This window comes from Micromonospora sp. NPDC004540, assembly GCF_040610095.1.
Lineage (GTDB): Bacteria > Actinomycetota > Actinomycetes > Mycobacteriales > Micromonosporaceae > Micromonospora.
Window position 1 is genome coordinate 36,787 of sequence record NZ_JBEXLR010000031.1, and the last position, 19,701, is coordinate 56,487.

Genomic DNA, 19,701 nt, shown 5'->3' on the forward strand with positions numbered 1-19,701 from the left:
CGCTCAGGCGGTGTTGCCCCAGCGGGCCTGCTCCAGCAGGTCCACCGCGCGCTCCCGGGACTCCGCGTCGTCGTCGGCGCGCAGCAGCGCGGTCGCCTCGTCCACCGCGTCGGTGAGCACCCGCCACTGGGCGTCGCGCTCCCGCACCAGGTCCGACTGGGCGGCGAGCTGCCGGGTCTTCACCCACAGCTCGACGAAGACCGACACCTTGGCCCGCAGCACCCACGGGTCGAAGGGCTTGGTCAGGTAGTCGACCGCGCCGACCGCGTAGCCGCGCAGGGCGAGCTGGGCGTCCTTGTCCGCCGCGGTGAGGAAGATGATCGGCACGTGCCGGGTCCGCTCGCGCCGCTTGATGTGGGTGGCGGTCTCGAAGCCGTCCATGTCCGGCATCTGGGCGTCCAGCAGGATCACCGCGAAGTCGTCCACGAGGAGTTGCTTGAGCGCCGCCTCGCCGCTCTCCACGGCGACCGACTGCACCGGAAGCCCCTGGAGGATCGCCTCCAGGGCCATCAGGTTCTCCCGCCGGTCGTCCACCAGCAGCGCCTTGGCCATCTGGGTCACGGATTCTCCTCGCCTCGGCTCCGGCCGACCCAGGACGCCATCAGCTCGATGAGCTCGTCCAGGTCGACCGGCTTGGTGATGTAGTCGCTGCCCCCGGCCGCGATCGCCGACTCCCGGTCACCGGGCATCGCCTTCGCGGTCAGGAACACGATCGGCAGGTCCGCAAAGCGGTGGTTGCGCCGGATCTGCGCGGTCGTCTCGTAGCCGTCCTGGTCCGGCATCATCGCGTCCATCAACACGATGTCCACCTCCGGATGCTCGGCCAGTTGGCGGACGCCGTCCGCCCCGTTGTCCGAGTACAACACGGTCATCCCGTGAAGTTCCAACGCAGAGGTCAGGGCGAACACGTTCCGGACGTCGTCGTCGATGATCAGAACGGTCACGCCCTCCAGCCGGCGGGCCGCCGGGGTCTCCTGCGGCGGTGGCAGCTCCATGGGCATGAGCAGGGACGACGGCAGACCCGCGCGCTGCGGCGAGGGCGGCGCCGGCGCCACCACCGCGTCCGGCGCCAGCACATCGGGTACGAAGAGCGTGAACGTCGACCCCTGCCCGGGCGCGGAGGACACGGTGATCGTGCCGCCGAGCAGGCGGGCCAGGTCCCGGCTGATCGACAGGCCCAGGCCGGTGCCGCCGTAGCGCCGGCTGGTGGTGCCGTCGGCCTGCTGGAACGCCTCGAAGATCAGCGAGAGCTTGTCGTCCGAGATGCCGATGCCGGTGTCGATCACCGTGAACGCGATGGCCTGCCGGGCGTTGGTCAGCGCCGGCACGTCGAAGACCGCGTTCTCGGCGGCCGGCGCGATCCGCAGGGTCACCGCGCCGTTGTCGGTGAACTTCACCGCGTTGGAGATCAGGTTGCGCAGGATCTGCTGCAACCGCTGGGCGTCGGTGACCAGCGCCGGCGGCAGGTCCTTGCTGATCCGGACCTGGAAGTCGAGGCCCTTCTCCTCGGCCTGCGGCGCGAACGCCTGCTCGACGTAGCTGCGGATCTCGGAGAAGTGGATCTCGGTCGGCTCCACGTCCATCCGGCCCGCTTCGATCTTGGACAGGTCGAGGATGTCGTCGATCAGGGAGAGCAGGTCCGACCCGGCGCCGTGGATGGTCCGGGCGAACTCGATCTGCTTCGGGCTCAGGTTCTGCTCCGGGTTCTCGGCCAGCAGCCGGGACAGCAGGAGCAGCGAGTTCAACGGCGTACGCAGCTCGTGGCTCATGTTGGCCAGGAACTCCGACTTGTACGCCGACGCCCGGGTGAGCTGCTGCGCCTTCTCCTCCAGGCCGAGCCGGGCCAGCTCGATCTCCCGGTTCTGCGTCTCGATGTTCGTCTTCTGCTCGGAGAGCAGCTTCGCCTTGTCCTCCAGCTCGGCGTTGGTGCGCTGGAGTTCCGCCGACTGCTCCTGGAGCTCGTGCGCCAGCCGCTGCGACTGCGCCAGCAGCTCCTCCGTACGCCGGTTGGCCTGGATGGTGTTGACCGCGACGCCGATGGTGAGCACCAGCCGCTCCAGGAACGCCAGGTGCAGCTCGGAGAAGGTGGTCACCCCGGCGAACTCGATCACGCCGAGCAGCTCGCCCTCGAAGAGGACCGGCAGCACCACCAGGTCGGCCGGGGGCGTCTCGGCCAGGCCGGAGCGCAGCACCAGGCGCCCGTCCGGCTGGGCGTTGACCCGGATGGTCCGCCGGGACAGGGCGGCCTGCCCGACCAGCCCCTCGCCCGGGCCGAAGGTCACGTCGTGCCCGCGCGCCACGTAGCCGTAGGAGGCGGTGAGCCGCAGCCGCATGCTCCCCTCGGAGCTGTCCGCCAGGAAGAACGCGCCGAGCTGCGCGTCGACCAGCGGGGTCACCTCCATCATGATCATGCGGCAGACCTCGCCGAGGTCCCGCTGGCCCTGGAGCAGGCCGCCGATGCGGGCCAGGTTCGAGTCGAGCCAGCCCTGCTCGGCGTTCTTCTTGGTCGTCTCCCGGAGGGTGACGATCATCTGGTTGATGTTGTCCTTCAGCTCGGCGACCTCGCCCTGCGCCTTCACGCTGATCCGCTGGGTCAGGTCACCCCGGGTCACCGAGGTGGAGACCTGGGAGATCGCCCGGAGCTGGGTGGTCAGGGTCGAGGCGAGCTGGTTGACGTTCTCGGTCAGGTCGCGCCAGGTGCCGCTGACCCCCTTCACCTGCGCCTGGCCGCCCAGCTTGCCCTCGGTGCCCACCTCGCGGGCCACCCGGGTCACCTCGTCGGCGAACGACGAGAGCTGGTCGACCATGGTGTTCACGGTGTTCTTCAGCTCCAGGATCTCGCCCTGCGCGTCCACCGTGATCTTCTGGCCCAGGTCGCCCTTGGCGACGGCGGTGGTGACCGAGGCGATGTTGCGCACCTGGCCGGTCAGGTTCGACGCCATCGAGTTCACGTTGTCGGTCAGGTCGCGCCAGGTGCCGCTGACGCCCTTCACCTGCGCCTGGCCGCCCAACTTGCCCTCGGTGCCCACCTCGCGGGCCACCCGGGTCACCTCGTCGGCGAACGAGGAGAGCTGGTCGACCATCGTGTTGACCGTCGACTTCAGCTCCAGGATCTCGCCCTGGGCGTCCACCGTGATCTTCTGCGACAGGTCGCCCTTGGCCACCGCCGTGGACACCTGGGCGATGTTCCGCACCTGGGCGGTCAGGTTCGACGCCATCGAGTTCACGTTGTCGGTGAGGTCGCGCCAGGTGCCGGCGACACCGCGTACCTGGGCCTGGCCGCCGAGCTTGCCCTCGGTGCCCACCTCCCGGGCCACCCGGGTCACCTCGTCGGCGAACGAAGACAGCTGGTCGACCATCGTGTTGACCGTCGACTTCAGCTCCAGGATCTCGCCCCGGGCGTCCACCGTGATCTTCTGACCCAGGTCACCCTTGGCGACGGCGGTGGTCACCGACGCGATGTTGCGCACCTGACTGGTCAGGTTCGACGCCATCGAGTTCACGTTGTCGGTCAGGTCGCGCCAGGTGCCGGAGACCCCCTTCACCTGCGCCTGACCGCCCAACTTGCCCTCGGTGCCCACCTCGCGGGCCACCCGGGTCACCTCGTCCGCGAACGACGAGAGCTGGTCGACCATGGTGTTCACGGTGTTCTTCAGCTCCAGGATCTCGCCCTGCGCGTCCACCGTGATCTTCTGCGACAGGTCACCCTTGGCCACCGCCGTGGAGACCTGCGAGATGTTCCGGACCTGGCTGGTCAGGTTGCCGGCGAGCTGGTTCACGTTCTCCGTGAGGTCGCGCCAGGTGCCGGAGACCCCGCGCACCTGGGCCTGCCCGCCCAGCTTGCCCTCGATGCCCACCTCGCGGGCCACCCGGGTCACCTCGTCCGCGAACGACGACAGCTGGTCCACCATCGTGTTCACGGTGTCCTTCAGCTCCAGGATCTCGCCCTGCGCGGCCACCGTGATCTTCTGGGAGAGGTCGCCACGGGCCACCGCGGTCGAGACCTGGGCGATGTTGCGGACCTGGCTGGTCAGGTTCGACGCCATCGAGTTGACGCTGTCGGTCAGGTCCTTCCAGGTGCCGGCCACGTTCGGCACCTCGGCCTGGCCGCCGAGCTTCCCGTCGGTGCCCACCTCGCGGGCCACCCGGGTCACCTGCTCGGCGAAGAGCCGCAGCGTGTCGGTGAGCGAGTTCATGGTGTCGGCCAGCTCGGCCACCTCACCGCGGGCGCCGACGGTGATCTTCTGCGACAGGTCGCCCTTCGCCACCGCGGTCGCCACCTGGGAGATCGACCGCACCTGGCCGGTGAGGTTCGACGCCATGGTGTTCACCGAGTCGGTGAGGTCCTTCCAGGTGCCGGCGACGCCCCGGACGTCGGCCTGGCCGCCCAGCTTGCCCTCGGTGCCCACCTCGCGGGCCACCCGGGTCACCTCGTCGGCGAACGACGAGAGCTGGTCGACCATGGTGTTCACGGTCCGGCCGATGCGCAGGTACTCACCACGCAGCGGGCGGCCGTCGATCTCCAGCGCCATGTGCTGGGACAGGTCGCCGTCGGCCACCGCCACGATCACCCGGGCGATCTCCGTGGTCGGGCGGCCCAGGTCGTCGATCAGCGAGTTGACCGCCCGCCGGCCCTCCGCCCAGGAGCCGTCCAGACCCTCGTCGTCGAGGCGCTCGGTCAGCCGGCCGTCGCGACCGACCACCCGGCTGATCCGGCGCAGGTCCAGGTGCTGCCGCTCCTGGAGCGACACCACGTCGTTGAAGGTGTCCGCCACCTCGCCGGCCAGGCCGGCTCGTCTGGGCAGCCGGACCCGGAGGTCGCCGCGACGCACCCGCCGCAGCGCCTCGACCAGCTCGCCGAGGATCACCTCGTGATCGTCCCCGGCTACCAGTTGTTTCGCCGTGGTCATCAGTTCCTCGCTCAGCTCGGGGGCCATCAGGCTCGTGCCGACACGCGGCCATCCCACCATTCTGCCGCGTATCGCGTCGAGGCCACGGGTGGCGAGCCCGCGCCACGCCCGATCTGTACCTCGGCGACCGGATCGGCGGACTGGCTTGGCACCCGGGGTGGCGGCGGTGGAGGATACGAAGGTGTCAGCGGAGGCGGGGCCGGCCATGAACGGCGGCCCGGAGGAGCACGTCCGACGGGTGCGCCTCCCCGCCGACCGGCGTACGCCCGCCGCGGCCCGGGCGCTGGTGCGATCCGTGCTCGCCGAGGCGGAGCTGCCCGAACTGCTCAACGAGGCGCTGCTGCTCACCACCGAACTCACCACCAACGCGGTCGAGCACGCGCGCACCGAACTGGACATCGAGGTCGAAGCCGACCCGGCCGGCCTCAGCGTGACGGTGACCGACTTCGCCGCCGGCCCGGTCGACGAGCTGCTCGTCGGCGTCCGGAACACCACCTCCGACATCACCGAGGTGGCCGAGCGCGGGCGCGGGCTGCTGCTGGTCGACCATTTCGCCAGCCGGTGGGGCACCACCTACCTGCCCACCGGGAAGGGCGTCTGGTTCCGGCTCGACCGGCCCGACGTGGCGGCGGCCCCCCGGCCGGCCGGCGCGGCGCTCGCCACCCAGGCCGACGCGGACGGGGGCACCCCGAGCGCCGCCGCCATGAGCGAGCTGATGCAGACCACCCCCGACCCGTACGCGGACGACCCGCTGCCGGAGTTCGCCGCCGGGCTCCTGACCCGGGTCGCCGAGATGGTCGGCGCGGCCGGCGGCGTGGTGCGCCTGGACCGCGGCGACGGGCAGGGCGGCCAGGTGCTCGCCCGCTACGGCCGGCAGCCCCGGGAGGGCAACGAGCTGCTCCGTGTCCCGCTCGCCGTGCACCGCCCGTACGTCGGCGAGCTGGAGCTGGACGCGGCTCCCTCGGCGTACGCCCGGCCGCTCGCGGTGCTGGCCGCCGAGCGGCTCTCCCTGCACCTGGAAAACGACCGGCTGCGCCGGGCCGACGTCCGCCGGTCGGCCTGGCTGACCTTCCTCGCCGAGGCGAGTGAGCTGCTCGCCCAGTCGCTGGACGTCGAGCTGACCATGGCGCTCGTCCCGCAGCTCGTGGTGCCCCGGCTGGGTCAGTGGTGCGCCGTGCACACCACCGACGAGTGGGGGCGGCTGCGGCTCGCCGCGGCCAGCCACGCCGACGAGGCGGTGCTGCCGCAGCTGCACCGGGTGCTCCAGGAGACCGGGCCGGACTCGATCCAGGCCCGGCTGCGGGAGGCGTCGCGGAGCGCGGCGCAGGTTCCGCTGGGCGGGCCGATGGAGGGCTTCGCCGTACCCCTGATCGCCCGCGGTCAGCGGCTCGGCACCCTGGCCGTGGGCCGCCACCAGCGGCACCGGCACGACCCCGACGAGGTCTCGGTGCTGGAGGACGTGGCCCGGCGGGCCGCGCTGGCCATCGAGAACGCCCGGATCCACGCCGAGCGCCGGCGGGTCGCGCAGACCCTCCAGCAGTCGCTGCTGCCGCCGGTGCTCCCGGTGGTCGAGGGCATCGGCTTCGCCGCCGAGTACGTCCCGACCGGCGACGACGCCGAGGTCGGCGGCGACTTCTACGACGTGGTGCCGCTGCCGGACGGCCGGTGGCTCGTGGTGGTCGGCGACGTCTCCGGCAAGGGCGTGCAGGCGGCGGCGGTGACCGGCCTCGTCCGGGACGTGATCCGGGTGCTGGTCGGCGACGGCAAGCCGCTGCCGGAGGTGCTCGGCCGGCTCAACGAGACGCTGGTCGAGCGGGGCGGCGGCCGCTACTGCACGCTGGCGCTGGCGGCAGTCGGGCCGGGCGACGGCGACCAACTCGACGTCTCCCTGCACCTGGCCGGGCACGACCGGCCGGTGCTGCTGCACGGCGGCGGCGGGGCGGGCTTCGTCGGCACCGGCGGCACGGCCCTCGGCCTGCTCGACTCGATCGCCACCCCGACCGCCGAGATCGCGCTCAAGCCGGGTGACTCGCTGATCTTCTACACCGACGGGGTCACCGAGCGGCGGCGCGGCCGGGAACTGTTCGGCACCGACCGGCTGCGCGAGGCCGCGGCGCCGCTGGCCGGCTACTCCGCGGACGTGGTCGCCGCCCGCCTCCGCGCCACCGCCATCGCCTTCTCCGTCGAACCCCCACGCGACGACATAGCCGTCCTGGTCCTCCGCAACGACGCCCTCTAACCCACCCCCACCCCCTCGCCTCGCCTCGCCTCGCCCGGTTGATCATGAGGTTGGCGGCGCTGGATGTCCCTTTTGTCGCCGCCAACCTCATGATCAACGAAACGGCCCGGAGCAGGCGAGCATCCGGTCGCCCCGCCGGAGGGGGTCAGAGGCCGCCGGGGAGGCGGCCCGGGGACAGGCGGTGGTGGGGGTCGAGGTGGGCCTTGGCGGTGCGGAGGCCCGGCAGGGTGGGCAGTTCGCCCCAGAGGTCGACGGCACGGCGGACCGGCGCGGGGGCGGACACCACCACGCAGCGGCCCTGGCGCGCGAGGAGCACGCCTCGCACGGCGGCGAGGATCGAGGCCACCCGGTCGGGCGGCAGCGAGCCGGGCAGCGCCGCGTGCACGGCGCCGATTCCGGCGGAGCCGCGCACCGGCACGGGGGTGCCGGCCGCGTCGCGCAGCGCGTAGACGGCGGCGTGCAGGTCGTTGATGGGCACCTCGATCCGCAGCGCGGTGTCGCCGGGCGCGAACGGATAGCGGCCCCACCAGTCGGGGGCGGCATGGTTGACGACGGCCTCGGGGCCGAGCAGCGCGGCGAGACGGTCGGCCCGCTCCGCCACGTCGGCCGGCCCACCCTCGAGCAGCACGACCAGGCTGCCCGCGGCGGCGGGTCGCACCGGCCGCCCGGTCACCGCCGGATGGTCGGGCCGGTTGGCCACGGACGGGTGGGACGCGGGGATCCGCCGGCGCGGCAGCGGCACCGGCACCGGCAGGTCGAGCTCGACGGCCGCCGGGTCGAGCCGGGCGGCGAGCACCGCTCGGACCAGGTCGTGCACCTCCAGCGGGGTCCACACCGGACGGGACACCCAGACCCGGCCGGCCGGCACGGGCTGCACCCGCATGGTGGCCGAGACCAGGACCCCGAGGCCGCCCTGCGAGCCGCAGAGCAGCCGGGCCACGTCGAGCCCCGGCACCTCGGCCGCGCCGAAGAGCGCCGCCGCGCCGCCCCGCGCCGGCCCGGCCCGGCCGAGCAGCGCGGTGCCCGGCTCCCCCACGCTGACCAGCTCGCCGTTGGCGTCGAGGTAACGCACCCCGACGAGCTGGGCGCACGGGCTGCCGTGCCGGTGGCGCAGCGGGCCGGCCTCGTCGGCGGCCAGCACCCCGCCCAGGGTCGCGCCGGGAGACGGCGCGTCGACCGGCAGGCGCCGACCGGTGCGCTCCAGAGTGGCCTGCACCGCCCGCAGCGGGGTGCCGGCCCCGATCTCGGCCACCGCGGAGCCCTGCGGCTCGTGCCAGACCCCGGCCAGCCGGCCGGTGTCGAGCATGATGTCGACCTGTGCCGGGGCGGCGCCCCAGTCGATCTTCGTGCCGGCGCCGCGGGGGACCACGGTCAGGTCGTGCGCCGCGGCCAGCCGGAGCACCTCGGCCGCGGCGTGCGGGCCGCCCGGCACGGCCACCCAGCGGGCCGTCCGGCCGGCCACCTCGTCGGCCGGGCCGGCGAAGCGGGCGAACGGCGCGCCGCAGATCTCCGCCAGCTTCCGGGTGATCTCGAGGGCTCCGGGTCGATCGGTGGAACGCGCTGCAGCCGCCATGGCGGTTATCGTACACATGTTCGAAAGCCCTGGCGGCGAGTCGCCGGATTCCGGCGGCGCGCGGCCACGGCGGCGCCCCACCGGCCGGTAACGTGACGCCCGTGACCACCGAGACCCCCGTCCCCGTCGCCAGGCGCGTTCCGGCCGACCGGACCCACCACGGCGACACCGTCGTCGACGAGTACGCCTGGCTCGCCGCCAAGGACGACCCGGACACGATCGCCTACCTGACCGCGGAGAACGCCTACACCGAGGCGCGCACCGCGCACCTGGCCGGGCTGCGTGCGGAGCTGTTCGAGGAGACCCGCCGGCGCACCCAGGAGACCGACCTGTCGGTGCCGACCCGCAAGGACGGCTACTGGTACTACACCCGCACGGTCGAGGGCCAGCAGTACGGCGTGCAGTGCCGCCGGGCCGTCCGCGACGGCGAGACCGTGCCGCCGGTCAGCGCCGACGGCGCTCCGCTCGACGGCGAGGAGGTGCTGCTCGACGGCAACCGGCTCGCCGAGGGGCACGACTTCTTCGCGCTCGGCGCGTTCGACGTCAGCCCGGACGGGCGCTGGCTGGCCTACTCGACCGACTTCTCCGGCGACGAGCGCTTCACCCTGCGGATCAAGGACCTGTCGACCGGCGAGGTGCTCCCCGACGAGGTCCCGGACACCTTCTACGGCACCGCCTGGTCGAGCGACGCCTCGACTCTGTTCTACGTCACGGTCGACGAGGCGTGGCGGCCGAACCGGGTCTGGCGGCACACGGTGGGCACCGCGTCGGGCGAGGACGTGGTGGTCCACCAGGAGGACGACGAGCGGTTCTGGGTGGGCGTCGAGCTGACCCGCTCCGAGCGGTTCGTCGTCATCGACATCCACAGCAAGATCACCAGCGAGGTACGGGTCGTCCCGGCGGCCAACCCGACCGGCGAGCCGGCGATCATCGCCCCGCGCCGGCAGGGCGTCGAGTACGCGGTGGAGCACCACGGGCACCGCTTCCTCATCCTGCACAACGACGGCGCCGAGGACTTCGCGCTCGCGTACACCTCGGCGGACGCGCCGGGCGACTGGACGCCGCTGATCCCGCACACCCCCGGCACCCGGCTGGAGGCCGTCGACGCGTTCGAGAACCACCTGGTCGTCTCGCTGCGCACCAACGGGCTGACCGGCCTGCGGGTGCTGCCGGTCGGGGGCGGGGACAGCTTCGACATCGACTTCCCCGAGCCGCTCTACAGCGTCGGGCTCGACGCGAACCCCGAATACCGCACCAGCGAGGTGCGGCTGCGCTACACCTCGCTGGTCACCCCGGACTCGGTCTACGACTATGACCTGGTCACCCGGCAGATGGTGCTGCGCCGGCGGAAGCCGGTCCGGCCCGGCCCGGACGGGCGCGAGTACGACCCGGCCGACTACGAGCAGCACCGGGACTGGGCGCTCGCCGACGACGGCACGCGGGTGCCGATCTCGCTGGTCTGCCGCACGGGCACCCCGCGCGACGGCTCGGCCCCCGCCGTCATCTACGGCTACGGGTCGTACGAGGCGAGCATGGATCCCTGGTTCTCGATCGCCCGGCTCAGCCTGCTCGACCGGGGCGTGATCTTCGCGGTCGCGCACATCCGCGGCGGCGGCGAACTGGGCCGGCGCTGGTACGACGAGGGCAAGCTGCTGGCCAAGAAGAACACCTTCACCGACTTCGTGGCCTGCGCGCGGCACCTGGTCAAGGCCGGCTGGACCGCGAGCGACCGGCTGGTCGCCCGGGGCGCCTCGGCCGGCGGCCTGCTGATGGGCGCGGTGGCCAACCTCGCCCCGGACGCGTTCGCCGGGATCGTCGCGCAGGTGCCGTTCGTGGACGCGCTCACCTCGATCCTCGACCCGTCGCTGCCGCTCACGGTCACCGAGTGGGAGGAGTGGGGCAACCCGCTCGACGACCCCGAGGTCTACGCGTACATGAAGTCGTACACCCCGTACGAGAACGTGACCGAGGTGGACTACCCGGCGATCCTCGCGGTGACCAGCCTCAACGACACCCGGGTGCTCTACCACGAGCCGGCCAAGTGGATCGCCCGGCTGCGGGCGGTCGCTCCGCAGGGCGACTACCTGCTCAAGACCGAGATGGGCGCCGGCCACGGCGGCCCCAGCGGCCGTTACGACGCGTGGCGCGAGGAGGCGTTCGTCAACGCCTGGATCCTGGACCGGCTGGGCCGCGCCTGACCTCCTGGGCTGAGGGGCGCGCCGGCCTCTCAGCCCAGCAGCGGGGCCAGCACGTGCGGGTCGGCGTTGCCGCCGGTGACCACCGCGACGGTCCGCCCCGGCGGCAGCTCGTCCCGGTGGAACAGCCGGGCGGCCAGCGCGACCGCGCCGCTCGGCTCGGCCACCAGCCGGGCGTCGCGCAGCAGCCGCCCCGTCGCCGCGAGGATCTCGTCCTCGGTCACCGTGACGATGCCGTCGAGCCGGTCCCGCAGGTGGGCCAGGGTCAGCTCGGACAGGTTGGTCCGCAGCCCGTCCGCGCAGGTCCGGTAGGTGCGTTCGACTTCCCACACCACCACCTGCCCGGCCGCGAGGGAGTCCCGGGCGTCGGCGGCGAGCAGCGGCTCCACCCCGACCACGGCGGCGGACGGGCGCAGCGCCTTCACCGCGGTGGCCACCCCGGAGGAGAGCCCGCCGCCACCCACCGGCACCAGCACCACGTCGACGTCGGGCAGGTCGGCGACGATCTCCAGCCCCACGGTGCCCTGCCCGGCGATGATCCACGGGTGGTCGAAGGGCGGCACGAGCGCGGCCCCGGTGTCCACCACCACCTGTTCCGCGGCGGCGAGCCGGCGGGACGGCGGGACGAGCCGCACGTCCGCGCCGAGCGACCGCATCCGCGCCACCTTGACCTGGGGCGCGCCCTCCGGCACGACCACGGTGCAGGGCACGCCGAACGCCCGGGCCGCGTACGCCAGGGCCTGCCCGTGGTTGCCCGAGGAGTGGGTCACCACGCCCCGGGACCGGGCGGCCGGGTCCAGCCGGGCCACCGCGTGGGTCGCCCCGCGCAGCTTGAACGACCCCACCGGTTGCAGGCTCTCCGGCTTGAGCCACAGCTCGTCGTCCCAGAGCGTCGGCAGCAGCGGGGTACGCACCACGGTGCCCGCGACGTCCTCGGCGGCGGCCCGCACGTCGGCGATCGAGACCAGCTCCATCGCCCCATCCTGCCGCGCCGCGGGACGGGCCGCCGCCCCGCGCCCGGCGCCTAGACTGCCCGGGTGAGCGAGGACGAGCAGCCGGCGGACGCCGGGCCGGGGCCGGGCCGGCGCGCGCCCGTCTGGCTGATCCTCGGGGTGGTCGCCTCCGCCCTCGTGGTCTGCTGCTGCTCGGCGCTGATCGGCCTGGCCGTCTCCTGGTCCGCCGGGCTGTTCGACCCGCGCTGACCATCGCCCCCGATCAGCGGGCGGGTGCCCCGCCGACCAGCGCCGCCGCCTCCCCGGTACGCACCATCCGCTGCCAGCGCAGCCGGTTGCCGACCACCGCGGTCACCACCGACTGCACCACCACCAGGTACATCACCTGCCGGTAGACGAGTTGCTGGAGCGGCAGCGTCCAGAGCGGGCCGAAGCGCTCCCGGTCCAGGCGCAGCGCGTACGCGGCGGTGCCGCCCTGGAGCAGGAGCAGGCCCAGCCAGGCCAGCGCCAACTCGGACCAGGGCAGGAAGAGCAGCCCGTAGAGGGCGAAGATGTCGACGGCGGGCGCGGCCAGCGGCAGCACGATCTGGAACACGGCCAGGTAGGGGAGGCCCCGCCGGCCCAGCTTCCCGCCGGCGCCCGGCTCGCGCAGCGCGTGCCGGTGCTTCCACATCGCCTGCATGGTGCCGTAGCACCAGCGGTAGCGCTGCCGCCAGAGTTGGCGCAGCGACGAGGGCGCCTCGGTCCAGGCGATCGCGCGCTCCTCGTAGACCACGCGCCAGCCGGCCCGGAGCACCTTCATGGTCAGGTCGGTGTCCTCGGCCAGGGTGTCGGCGGGCACGCCGCCGACCGCGAACAGCACCTGGCGGCGGAACGCGCCGATCGCGCCGGGAATGGTCGGCATGCACTCCAGCACGTCGTACATCCGGCGGTCGAGGTTGAAGCCGATCACGTACTCCAGGTGCTGCCAGCGGCCGAGCAGCCGACGCCGGTTGGCCACCTTGGTGTTGCCGCTGATCGCCCCCACGGTCGGGTCGGCGAAGCTCTGGACCAGCCGGTAGACGGTGTCCGGCTGGAAGACGGTGTCCCCGTCGACCAGCACCAGCAGGTCGGCGCGGGCGGCCCGGATCCCGGTGTTCAGCGCGGCCGGCTTGCCGGCGTTGGCCTGCCGGATCACGCGTACCCCGCGCAGCCCCATCCGCTCGACGATCTCGGCCGTGCCGTCGCTGGAGCCGTCGTCCACCACGATCACCTCCAGCGCCGGGTACGCGCTGGCGACCAGGGACCGCACGGTGGCGGCGATGTTGGCGGCCTCGTTGTACGCCGGCACGATCACCGACACCGGCGCGGTGACCTCGGGCAGCCGGCGCCGTGGCCGGCGAACCCGGCGGACGTGCCGCTGGGCGCAGACCACCTGCACCGCGAGGCGGACCACGCCGAGCACCAGGGCCACCGCGAGCAGCAGGTTCATCGCCGAGGTCAGCCAGTCGGCGCCGGTCTGCGCCCAGCGCAGCGCGGTGCCGCTCAGCCGGGCGCCGGTGGTGGCCGGGAGCATCGAGTCGGGCGCGCCGACCCCGGCGGAGACCGTGGTGAACCGGTAGCCCTGCGCGGCGAGCCGGGGCAGCAGCTGGTCCAGGGCGGCCACCGTCTGGCCGCGGTCCCCGCCGCCGTCGTGCATCAGCACCACCGCGCCCGCGCCGCCCTGTGGGGTGGCCGCCCGGACGATGGCCGGCACGCCGGGACGCTGCCAGTCCTTGGCGTCCCGGTCGGCGAGCACCGCCACGTGCCCGCTGCCGGCGGCGTCCCGCAGCACCCGGTACTGCGCGTCGGTGGTGGCGGCGGTGGTCGACGAGAAGGGCGGCCGGAACAGTGTCACCTCGCGGCCGGTCACGCCGGCGATCGCGTTGCGGGTCCAGGCGAGCTCGGCCCCGGCCCGCCAGCCGGGCACGCTGGTCACGTCGGCGTGGGTGAAGGTGTGCGAGCCGATCTCGTGCCCCTCGGCGAGGATCCGCCGGACCAGTTCGGGGTGCTCGTCCACCCGCGCGCCCACCACGAAGAAGGTGGCGTGGGCGTGGTGCCGGCGCAGCACGTCGAGGATCTGCGGTGTCCAGCGCGGGTCGGGGCCGTCGTCGAAGGTGAGCGCCAGGGTGCGCGCCGGCAGCCGCCGGCTGACCGGCGTGGGGCCGTCCAGCCGCAGCACCGGCCCGCCGGTGGCGACCGCGCGCGGCCCGGGCGAGTCGGGTGCCTCGTCCGGGCCGGAGCCGCCGCCGACGGCGCTGACCAGGCCGTGGAAGCTCAGCGCGGCGAGCAGGGCGACGAGGCCCAGCAGGAGCAGCACCCAGTGCGCCCGGGGGTCGGGGCGGGCGACGTGTCTCGCCATGGTCAGGGCTTGCCCGGCGTCCGGCTCGGCTTGGCGGTGTTGCGCCGTTCGTCGCCCTGCCCCGGCACGCTTCCGGTCGGGCGGGGCGCCGTCGAGGTGGTGGCCCGGGCGGGGGCGGTCGTGTGCACGGCGGTCGGCGCGGGCGCCGACGGGCTGGTGCTGGTCACCGACGGGGGCCGGGGGCTCGGGCTGGTCCGCTCCTCCCCCCGGGGCGGGGCGTCGACCCCGGCCTCGATCGGCGGCACCTTCGTGTCGGTCCAGCCGGGCAGCGGCACCGAGGAGTCGAAGAACAGCCCGGCCAGGATCAGGCCGAAGCTGGTGAGCAGGCCGAGGCCCATCGCCGTGCCGGCGATCACGGTGAGCCGGCGGCGCCGGCCGGTCCGGTCGACGAACACCGGCGGCGCGGCGCCCGGCTGGTTCTGCATGGTGCTGGGTCTCCCGCTGTCGCGCTCACGCCGGCCGGTGCGCCGGCTGGGGAGACCGCGCCTCGGGCCTCCGAGCCAAACAGCGCCGGCGGCGCCGGCCGCATCACGTCAGGTCGTGCGCAGCTCCTCGACCGTCGTGCTGGCGCGCAGGAAGAGCAGGCCGGCGCCGACGGTCAGCAGCACCGCGGCCAGCCCGCCGGCCCCGAACCAGGCCAGCTGCTCCCACGGTACGTGCGGCGGGACGGTCACCTCGGGCACCCACTCGGTGCGGGTGTAGCGGGCCCGGGTGGCCGGATCCCCACAGAGCCGCTCGCCCGCGTCGCAGAACTCCTGCGCGTAGCCGCCGCCCCTCGGTGCGGGGAACACGCCCCGGACGAGCAGGTAGCCGACGGCCAGCGCGAGGCCGATCGCGGGCACCGCCGGGGCGAGCGACTGCCAGAGCAGCGAGCGGCCGATGGTGGCCCGTGGCACCCCGGTCGCCACCAGCGCCGCGTACGCCCGCCGCCGGGTGGCGATCCCCTCCACGACCGCCACCAGCAGCCCGCCGGCCGCGATCGCCACGGACACCGCGACCCCCAGGTCGACCAGGTCCATCGCCCCCAGGTAGAAGGAGCCCGGGGCGGCCATCCCGGTGCCGGTGCGGCGCTCCAGCTCCATGCTGGCCAGGAAGTCGGCGCGGATGCCGGCGGCGCCCGCGCCGAAGACCAGCGCCGCCAGCAGCGCGGCGAAGGTGCGGCTGCCCGCCCACGGGTCGGCGGTGAGCCGGCGCGCCGCCAGCAGCGCGGCCGGGCGACGGCCGTAGCGGTGCAGCAGGCGGCCGGCGGCGTGGGAGAGCCAGCCGGTGCCGGTGATCACCCCGATCATGGCGGCCAGGGCGCCGAGGATCAGCAGCGTCGGCAGCAGCCAGGGCGGCGGCTCGGCGTGCCGCCGCTCGTACCAGAGGCCCACCGGCCGGAACGCGGCGAACAGGGCCAGCCCGGCCAGGATCAGCAGGCCGGGCCAGGGCCAGGGCGCCCGGGTGCGGACCCGGCGGACCACGCCGAACGGGGTGGTGGTGACCCGGCGCAGCAGCACCGCGCTGACCAGGGCGGCCAGCAGCGGCAGGCCGAGCACCACGGCCAGCACGGCCGGCGGGGCCGGGTGGACGTCGGTGGGCAGCGGCAGCCGCCCGTCGGCGCCGGGCCGGTGCAGCAGCCGGTGGCCGGCCAGGAAGGCGGCGAGGCCGCCGACGGTGCCGAGCAGGGCGGCCAGGCCGGTCTCCGCGGCGGCGATCCGGGTGACCTGGCGCGGGGTCGCCCCGGCCAGCCGGAACGCGGCCAGCCGGCGGTCCCGGGCCGGCGCGCCGAGCCGGGCGCACTGCCCGGCCAACCCGAGCACCGGCACGACGAGAAGCAGCAGGGCGAAGGCCAGCCCGCCACGCAGGCCCGGTTCGCGCAGCAGCCCGTTCGAGTACTGGAGGGACCAGCGGACGGAGTTGTCGTCGGTGGCCACCGGGGTGGGGATCGCCAGCACGGTGAGCGCGGCCAGCCCGGCCAGCGTGGCCAGGGCGGCGCTCAGCGCGGTCAGCGCGACCCGGGCGGCGTCGGCCCGGGTGCCGGCCCGGGCGAGCCGGAACAGGGTGCCGAGGTTCACCGCGGGCCGCCCGGCACCGGCGCGTCGAGGCCGAGGCCCGACCGGTCGACCGCCCCGTCGCGCAGGGTCACCTCGCGGTCGGCGTACGCGGCGATGCGCGGCTCGTGGGTCACCAGCACGACGGTGGTGCGCTGCTCCCGGGCGAGCCGGACGAGCTGGGTGAGCACCTGCTCGCCGGTGAGCGTGTCCAGCGCGCCGGTGGGCTCGTCGGCGAAGAGCACCCGCGGCTCGGTGACCAGGGCCCGGGCCAGGGCGCAGCGCTGCTGCTGGCCGCCGGACATCTCGCCCGGCGGGGCGTCGGCGACCTCGGCCACGCCGAGGCGCTCCAGCCAGGTGAGCGCCGCCGTCCGCGCCTCTCGCCGCCCCGTCCCGCTGGTACGGTACTCGCCGTGCCAGAGACTCAGCAAGCCGCGTCACTCTACCTGCGGATATCCGTCGTCACCGAAGCGTCAGACAGCCTCGCCAGGCAGGAACGGGACCTTCGCAGCCTCGCCCAGGCCGAGGGGCTGGACGTCGTCGCCGTCCATCGTGACGAAGGCGTGAGCGGCGCAGCAAAGGACCGGCCCGCCTTCCGGGCATGGCTGGCGGACGCCGAGGCGGGACGCGCCGGGGTGCTGCTCTCCTGGTCTATGGACCGGGTCAGTCGCGGCGGCCTGCCGGCGGTGGCGAAGCTGATCGAAACCCTGGGCGCTACCGGCGCCCGGTTGCTGACGTACCGGGACCGGGTCGACAGTGCATCGCCGTCGTTCAAGCTGACAGCGTCGATCATGTCCGCGGTCGCCGAGGCCGAGCGGGACGCGATCGCCGCGCGCATCCTGAACCGGCAGGCAAGCGACCGCCAGCAAGGGCGATGGACGCGGCCGAGGCCATACGGGTACGTCGTCCAGGGCGGGCGGCTTGTGCAGCACGCCGAGGAGGCGGACGTGATCCGGGAGGCCGTCCGCCAGGTCCTCGCGGGGCGGTCGCTGCGGGCGATCGTCGCCGGACTGGACGACGCAGGCGTACCGTCGCCAGCCGTCGGAAAGGGCTACACACCGCGCGACGGCCAGACCTCGCCCCGCTGGCGGGTCCCGTCGCTGCGACGCATCCTGACCAGTCCAGCGCTCGCGGGTCTCTACCCTCGGCGGGACGGCGCGGTCGGACGCGGCCTGGACGGCGAGGCCGTGACGGTCTCGGATGAACCGATCATCACGCTCGCCGAACGCGCCCAGGTCCTCGCGGCGATTGAACAACGGGCCCCCGTGACGCCGAGCGGGTCGCGGCGGACGGTCGTCGGGGCCGCGCCGAAACACGCGCTGAGCGGCCTCCTACGGTGCGAGTGCGGCGGGCCCCTGGTCTTCGACAACGAACGGGTTCAGGCGAACGGCGAACGGCGGCACGCCTATTTCCGTTGCCAGCGCCAGGCGCACAACGGGCGGGCCTGTCAGGGGCGGCCGGTCGTCCGGGCCAGTGTCGCCGAAGCGTGGGTAGAACACGCCGTCCTGTCCCGCCTGGCGGCCCTCGACCCGGGATCGGATGCCTTCGAGGCGGTCGCCTCGCGCTGGTTGACCCGCCAGGACCCGACCGACGACGCCGAGCGACGGGCGGCCCGCGAGGCGGTCACGGTCGCGGAAGCCGACGTCGCGGACCTCGAAGCCGCCCGGTACGAACGCGGCGAGTTCCCGGGCCCCGATGGGGCGGAACGCTGGCAGCGTCTCTACCGGCGGTCCGTCGGACGGCTGAACGCGGCCCGGGATGTTCTGGCGGCCTTCCCGGACGTCCTGGACGTCGGCGGCCTACTCGACCCCGTGATCTTCGCCGAGGCGCTGGCGACGAACGACACGGCCGAACGGCGGGCGCTGTATCGGCTCGCACTCGACCGGGTGACCGTGCGCCGGGCCGAGGGCGGCGGGTATGCGTTCACCCCGACGTGGGCGGGCGAGGAGTAAGGCCGGCGGTCACTACCCGCGACGGGCGCGCGGCCCGGAAACGACGAAAGGCCCCGCCCCCGGCGACATTGCCAGGGACGGGGCCTCGGTTCGGTGCAGGCGTGTAAACAGGGTCAGGCGACCAGGTCGCGCAGTTCGGGGAAGTTGAGGGTGAAGTGTTCGGGGTCGACCGCCAGGCACGCGCAGTCCCGGGCGATCGCGGCGGCGACCGGAGAGGCGAATTGGCCGACGTGGCGCTTACCGGCGTCGTCGCGCAGGTACGCCTGCCATTTGCCCCGGTCTTTCTGCCAGGAGACGCCCAGGAAGCCCGAGGTCCCGTGCGCGGCCGGGCCTCGGCGGTTGCGCATGTTTTCGGCATGCGTCGTCGCGCGCAGGTTCGCCCGGGTGTTGTTCAGGCCGTCCCCGTCTCGGTGGTCGACGCGCTCAGCGCCGGGGATCAATCGGCGGTGAAGGTATTCGATCGTCCGGGTGCCGTCCTCGCGGCGGACGTTACGGGCCACGTACGGGCCGCCGACAGTCGCGTACCAATGGAACCGCGACACGTCCTCGTAATCGGCTTCGTCAACCCACGCCCACAGGCTCGGGCCGTTCTTCCGGCGGAGTTCGATCGCGCGGGCCCCGGGCGGGGCGGGAGGTATCTGCATACAGGGGAAGTGGGCCAGCGCGGGCCGGGCTGTTCAGGGCCCGGAAACGACGAAACCGCCTCGCCCTGGGCGCGGTCCAGGGCGAGGCGATCACATCGGCGAGGGCGGCCGTTCTACCCCTCGGCAGACGGCCGTACGCGGCCGAACTAAGCGGCGGCTACCCCGGGCCAGGGGGCGAAGTCCTCGGCGCTCTCCGGGCCTGTCTCGGGGTACCGCCAGGCCATTTCCTCGGCGACGGCGTAGCGCAACCATCGGACCAGCAACCGGTACTCCCCGGGCGTGGTCGCGCGGCGCCCGTACTCGGCGACCAGCTGGCGGGTGATCTCCGCGCGGACGGCGTCCTGGCCGAGGGGATACCAGGCGGCTAACCGGTCTTCGTCTAGCCGGGCCACCTTCACGGCCTGGCCGTCGTCGTGACGCTGACGGGACGTCGGTAGGACCCGGTAGGACCGGGCGGCCTCGGACATGCGGTAGACGGTCACTCGGCGACCTCCTCGGGTCCGGCCGAGTAGCGGACGCCACGTAGGCGGGCCTCTACGTCCTGGCGGACGACGGACCGCGCCGAGGAGGGCTGAAGGTTCCGGGACCGGTCGTAGGCGCGGCTGAAGTCGCGGAACGCGACCAGGGCCACGCCCCGGGCCCCGTCGCCGTGCGTGTAGGCGTAGCCCCATGCGGCGGCCCAAAGTGTCTCGGCGGTCCAGCCGGTCGCGGGCTGGCGTGCGTAGTCGGCGGGCGTGAAGTCGGCCAGCGGCGCGCCGTGATGGGCGACCGGGACCGACTCGACGCCGGACCGGGCCACGCTGCGGCGGCGCATCTTCGGAT

General features: G+C 74.0%; 14 protein-coding genes and 1 pseudogene. 4 read left to right on the forward strand and 11 right to left on the reverse strand.

Features of this window, described 5'->3' with window-relative positions:
- Positions 1 to 3: 3 nt before the first annotated feature.
- Positions 4 to 561 (reverse strand): response regulator, encoded by a 558-nt coding sequence (locus ABZV78_RS13550; RefSeq protein ID WP_355638321.1) that lies wholly within the window; start codon positions 559 to 561, stop codon positions 4 to 6.
- Positions 558 to 4,910: a HAMP domain-containing protein gene (locus ABZV78_RS13555; protein WP_355638323.1), complete on the reverse strand. Its 4,353-nt coding sequence runs from the start codon at positions 4,908 to 4,910 to the stop codon at positions 558 to 560. Before ABZV78_RS13555 ends, ABZV78_RS13550 begins: the two co-directional genes overlap by 4 nt.
- Positions 4,911 to 5,091: 181 nt before the next feature.
- On the opposite strand from ABZV78_RS13555, the gene ABZV78_RS13560 reads away from it, so the two are divergent.
- The gene (locus tag ABZV78_RS13560) at positions 5,092 to 7,149 is read left to right on the forward strand and encodes a SpoIIE family protein phosphatase (protein WP_355638325.1); all 2,058 of its coding nucleotides are present in this window, start codon (positions 5,092 to 5,094) and stop codon (positions 7,147 to 7,149) included.
- 145 nt (positions 7,150 to 7,294) lie between these two features.
- Here ABZV78_RS13560 and ABZV78_RS13565 read toward each other — a convergent pair whose 3' ends face one another.
- A complete protein-coding gene (locus tag ABZV78_RS13565) occupies positions 7,295 to 8,722 on the reverse strand; it encodes an FAD-binding oxidoreductase (protein ID WP_355638327.1) in 1,428 nt (475 codons plus the stop codon).
- Between the two features lie 101 nt (positions 8,723 to 8,823).
- Between ABZV78_RS13565 and ABZV78_RS13570 the strand changes: the two genes are divergently transcribed.
- Positions 8,824 to 10,920: a S9 family peptidase gene (locus ABZV78_RS13570; RefSeq protein WP_355638329.1), complete on the forward strand. Its 2,097-nt coding sequence runs from the start codon at positions 8,824 to 8,826 to the stop codon at positions 10,918 to 10,920.
- A gap of 29 nt (positions 10,921 to 10,949) precedes the next feature.
- Here the strand turns inward: ABZV78_RS13570 and ABZV78_RS13575 are convergent, their stop codons facing one another.
- Positions 10,950 to 11,891, reverse strand: a complete 942-nt coding sequence (locus tag ABZV78_RS13575; protein ID WP_355638330.1) for a threonine/serine dehydratase — start codon at positions 11,889 to 11,891, stop codon at positions 10,950 to 10,952.
- A 63-nt stretch (positions 11,892 to 11,954) separates the two neighbouring features.
- Here ABZV78_RS13575 and ABZV78_RS13580 point away from each other — a divergent pair, with 63 nt between their 5' ends.
- The gene (locus tag ABZV78_RS13580; protein WP_355638332.1) at positions 11,955 to 12,119 is read left to right on the forward strand and encodes a hypothetical protein; all 165 of its coding nucleotides are present in this window, start codon (positions 11,955 to 11,957) and stop codon (positions 12,117 to 12,119) included.
- A gap of 13 nt (positions 12,120 to 12,132) precedes the next feature.
- Here ABZV78_RS13580 and ABZV78_RS13585 read toward each other — a convergent pair whose 3' ends face one another.
- From ABZV78_RS13585 to ABZV78_RS13600, 4 genes and pseudogenes are all read right to left on the reverse strand, one after another.
- The gene (locus tag ABZV78_RS13585; protein WP_355638334.1) at positions 12,133 to 14,250 is read right to left on the reverse strand and encodes a bifunctional polysaccharide deacetylase/glycosyltransferase family 2 protein; all 2,118 of its coding nucleotides are present in this window, start codon (positions 14,248 to 14,250) and stop codon (positions 12,133 to 12,135) included.
- 2 nt (positions 14,251 to 14,252) lie between these two features.
- Complete coding sequence (locus tag ABZV78_RS13590) at positions 14,253 to 14,675, reverse strand: hypothetical protein (protein ID WP_355638336.1); 423 nt, start codon at positions 14,673 to 14,675, stop codon at positions 14,253 to 14,255.
- A gap of 108 nt (positions 14,676 to 14,783) precedes the next feature.
- The gene (locus tag ABZV78_RS13595; RefSeq protein WP_355638338.1) at positions 14,784 to 16,307 is read right to left on the reverse strand and encodes an ABC transporter permease; all 1,524 of its coding nucleotides are present in this window, start codon (positions 16,305 to 16,307) and stop codon (positions 14,784 to 14,786) included.
- Positions 16,304 to 16,681: pseudogene (locus tag ABZV78_RS13600) on the reverse strand (ATP-binding cassette domain-containing protein); the annotation flags it as partial. The pseudogene ABZV78_RS13600 and the gene ABZV78_RS13595, both read right to left, overlap by 4 nt.
- A gap of 15 nt (positions 16,682 to 16,696) precedes the next feature.
- Between ABZV78_RS13600 and ABZV78_RS13605 the strand changes: the two are divergent.
- Positions 16,697 to 18,235: a recombinase family protein gene (locus ABZV78_RS13605; protein WP_355638339.1), complete on the forward strand. Its 1,539-nt coding sequence runs from the start codon at positions 16,697 to 16,699 to the stop codon at positions 18,233 to 18,235.
- Between the two features lie 113 nt (positions 18,236 to 18,348).
- Here the strand turns inward: ABZV78_RS13605 and ABZV78_RS13610 are convergent, their stop codons facing one another.
- The 3 genes from ABZV78_RS13610 to ABZV78_RS13620 all read right to left on the reverse strand — a co-directional run.
- Entirely contained in the window at positions 18,349 to 18,879 is a 531-nt protein-coding gene (locus ABZV78_RS13610; RefSeq protein ID WP_355638341.1) for an HNH endonuclease, read from the reverse strand.
- A gap of 146 nt (positions 18,880 to 19,025) precedes the next feature.
- A complete protein-coding gene (locus ABZV78_RS13615) occupies positions 19,026 to 19,361 on the reverse strand; it encodes a hypothetical protein (protein WP_355638343.1) in 336 nt (111 codons plus the stop codon).
- Positions 19,358 to 19,701: hypothetical protein (locus ABZV78_RS13620; RefSeq protein WP_355638345.1), on the reverse strand; the 344-nt coding region annotated here is incomplete at its 5' end. The genes ABZV78_RS13615 and ABZV78_RS13620, both read right to left, overlap by 4 nt.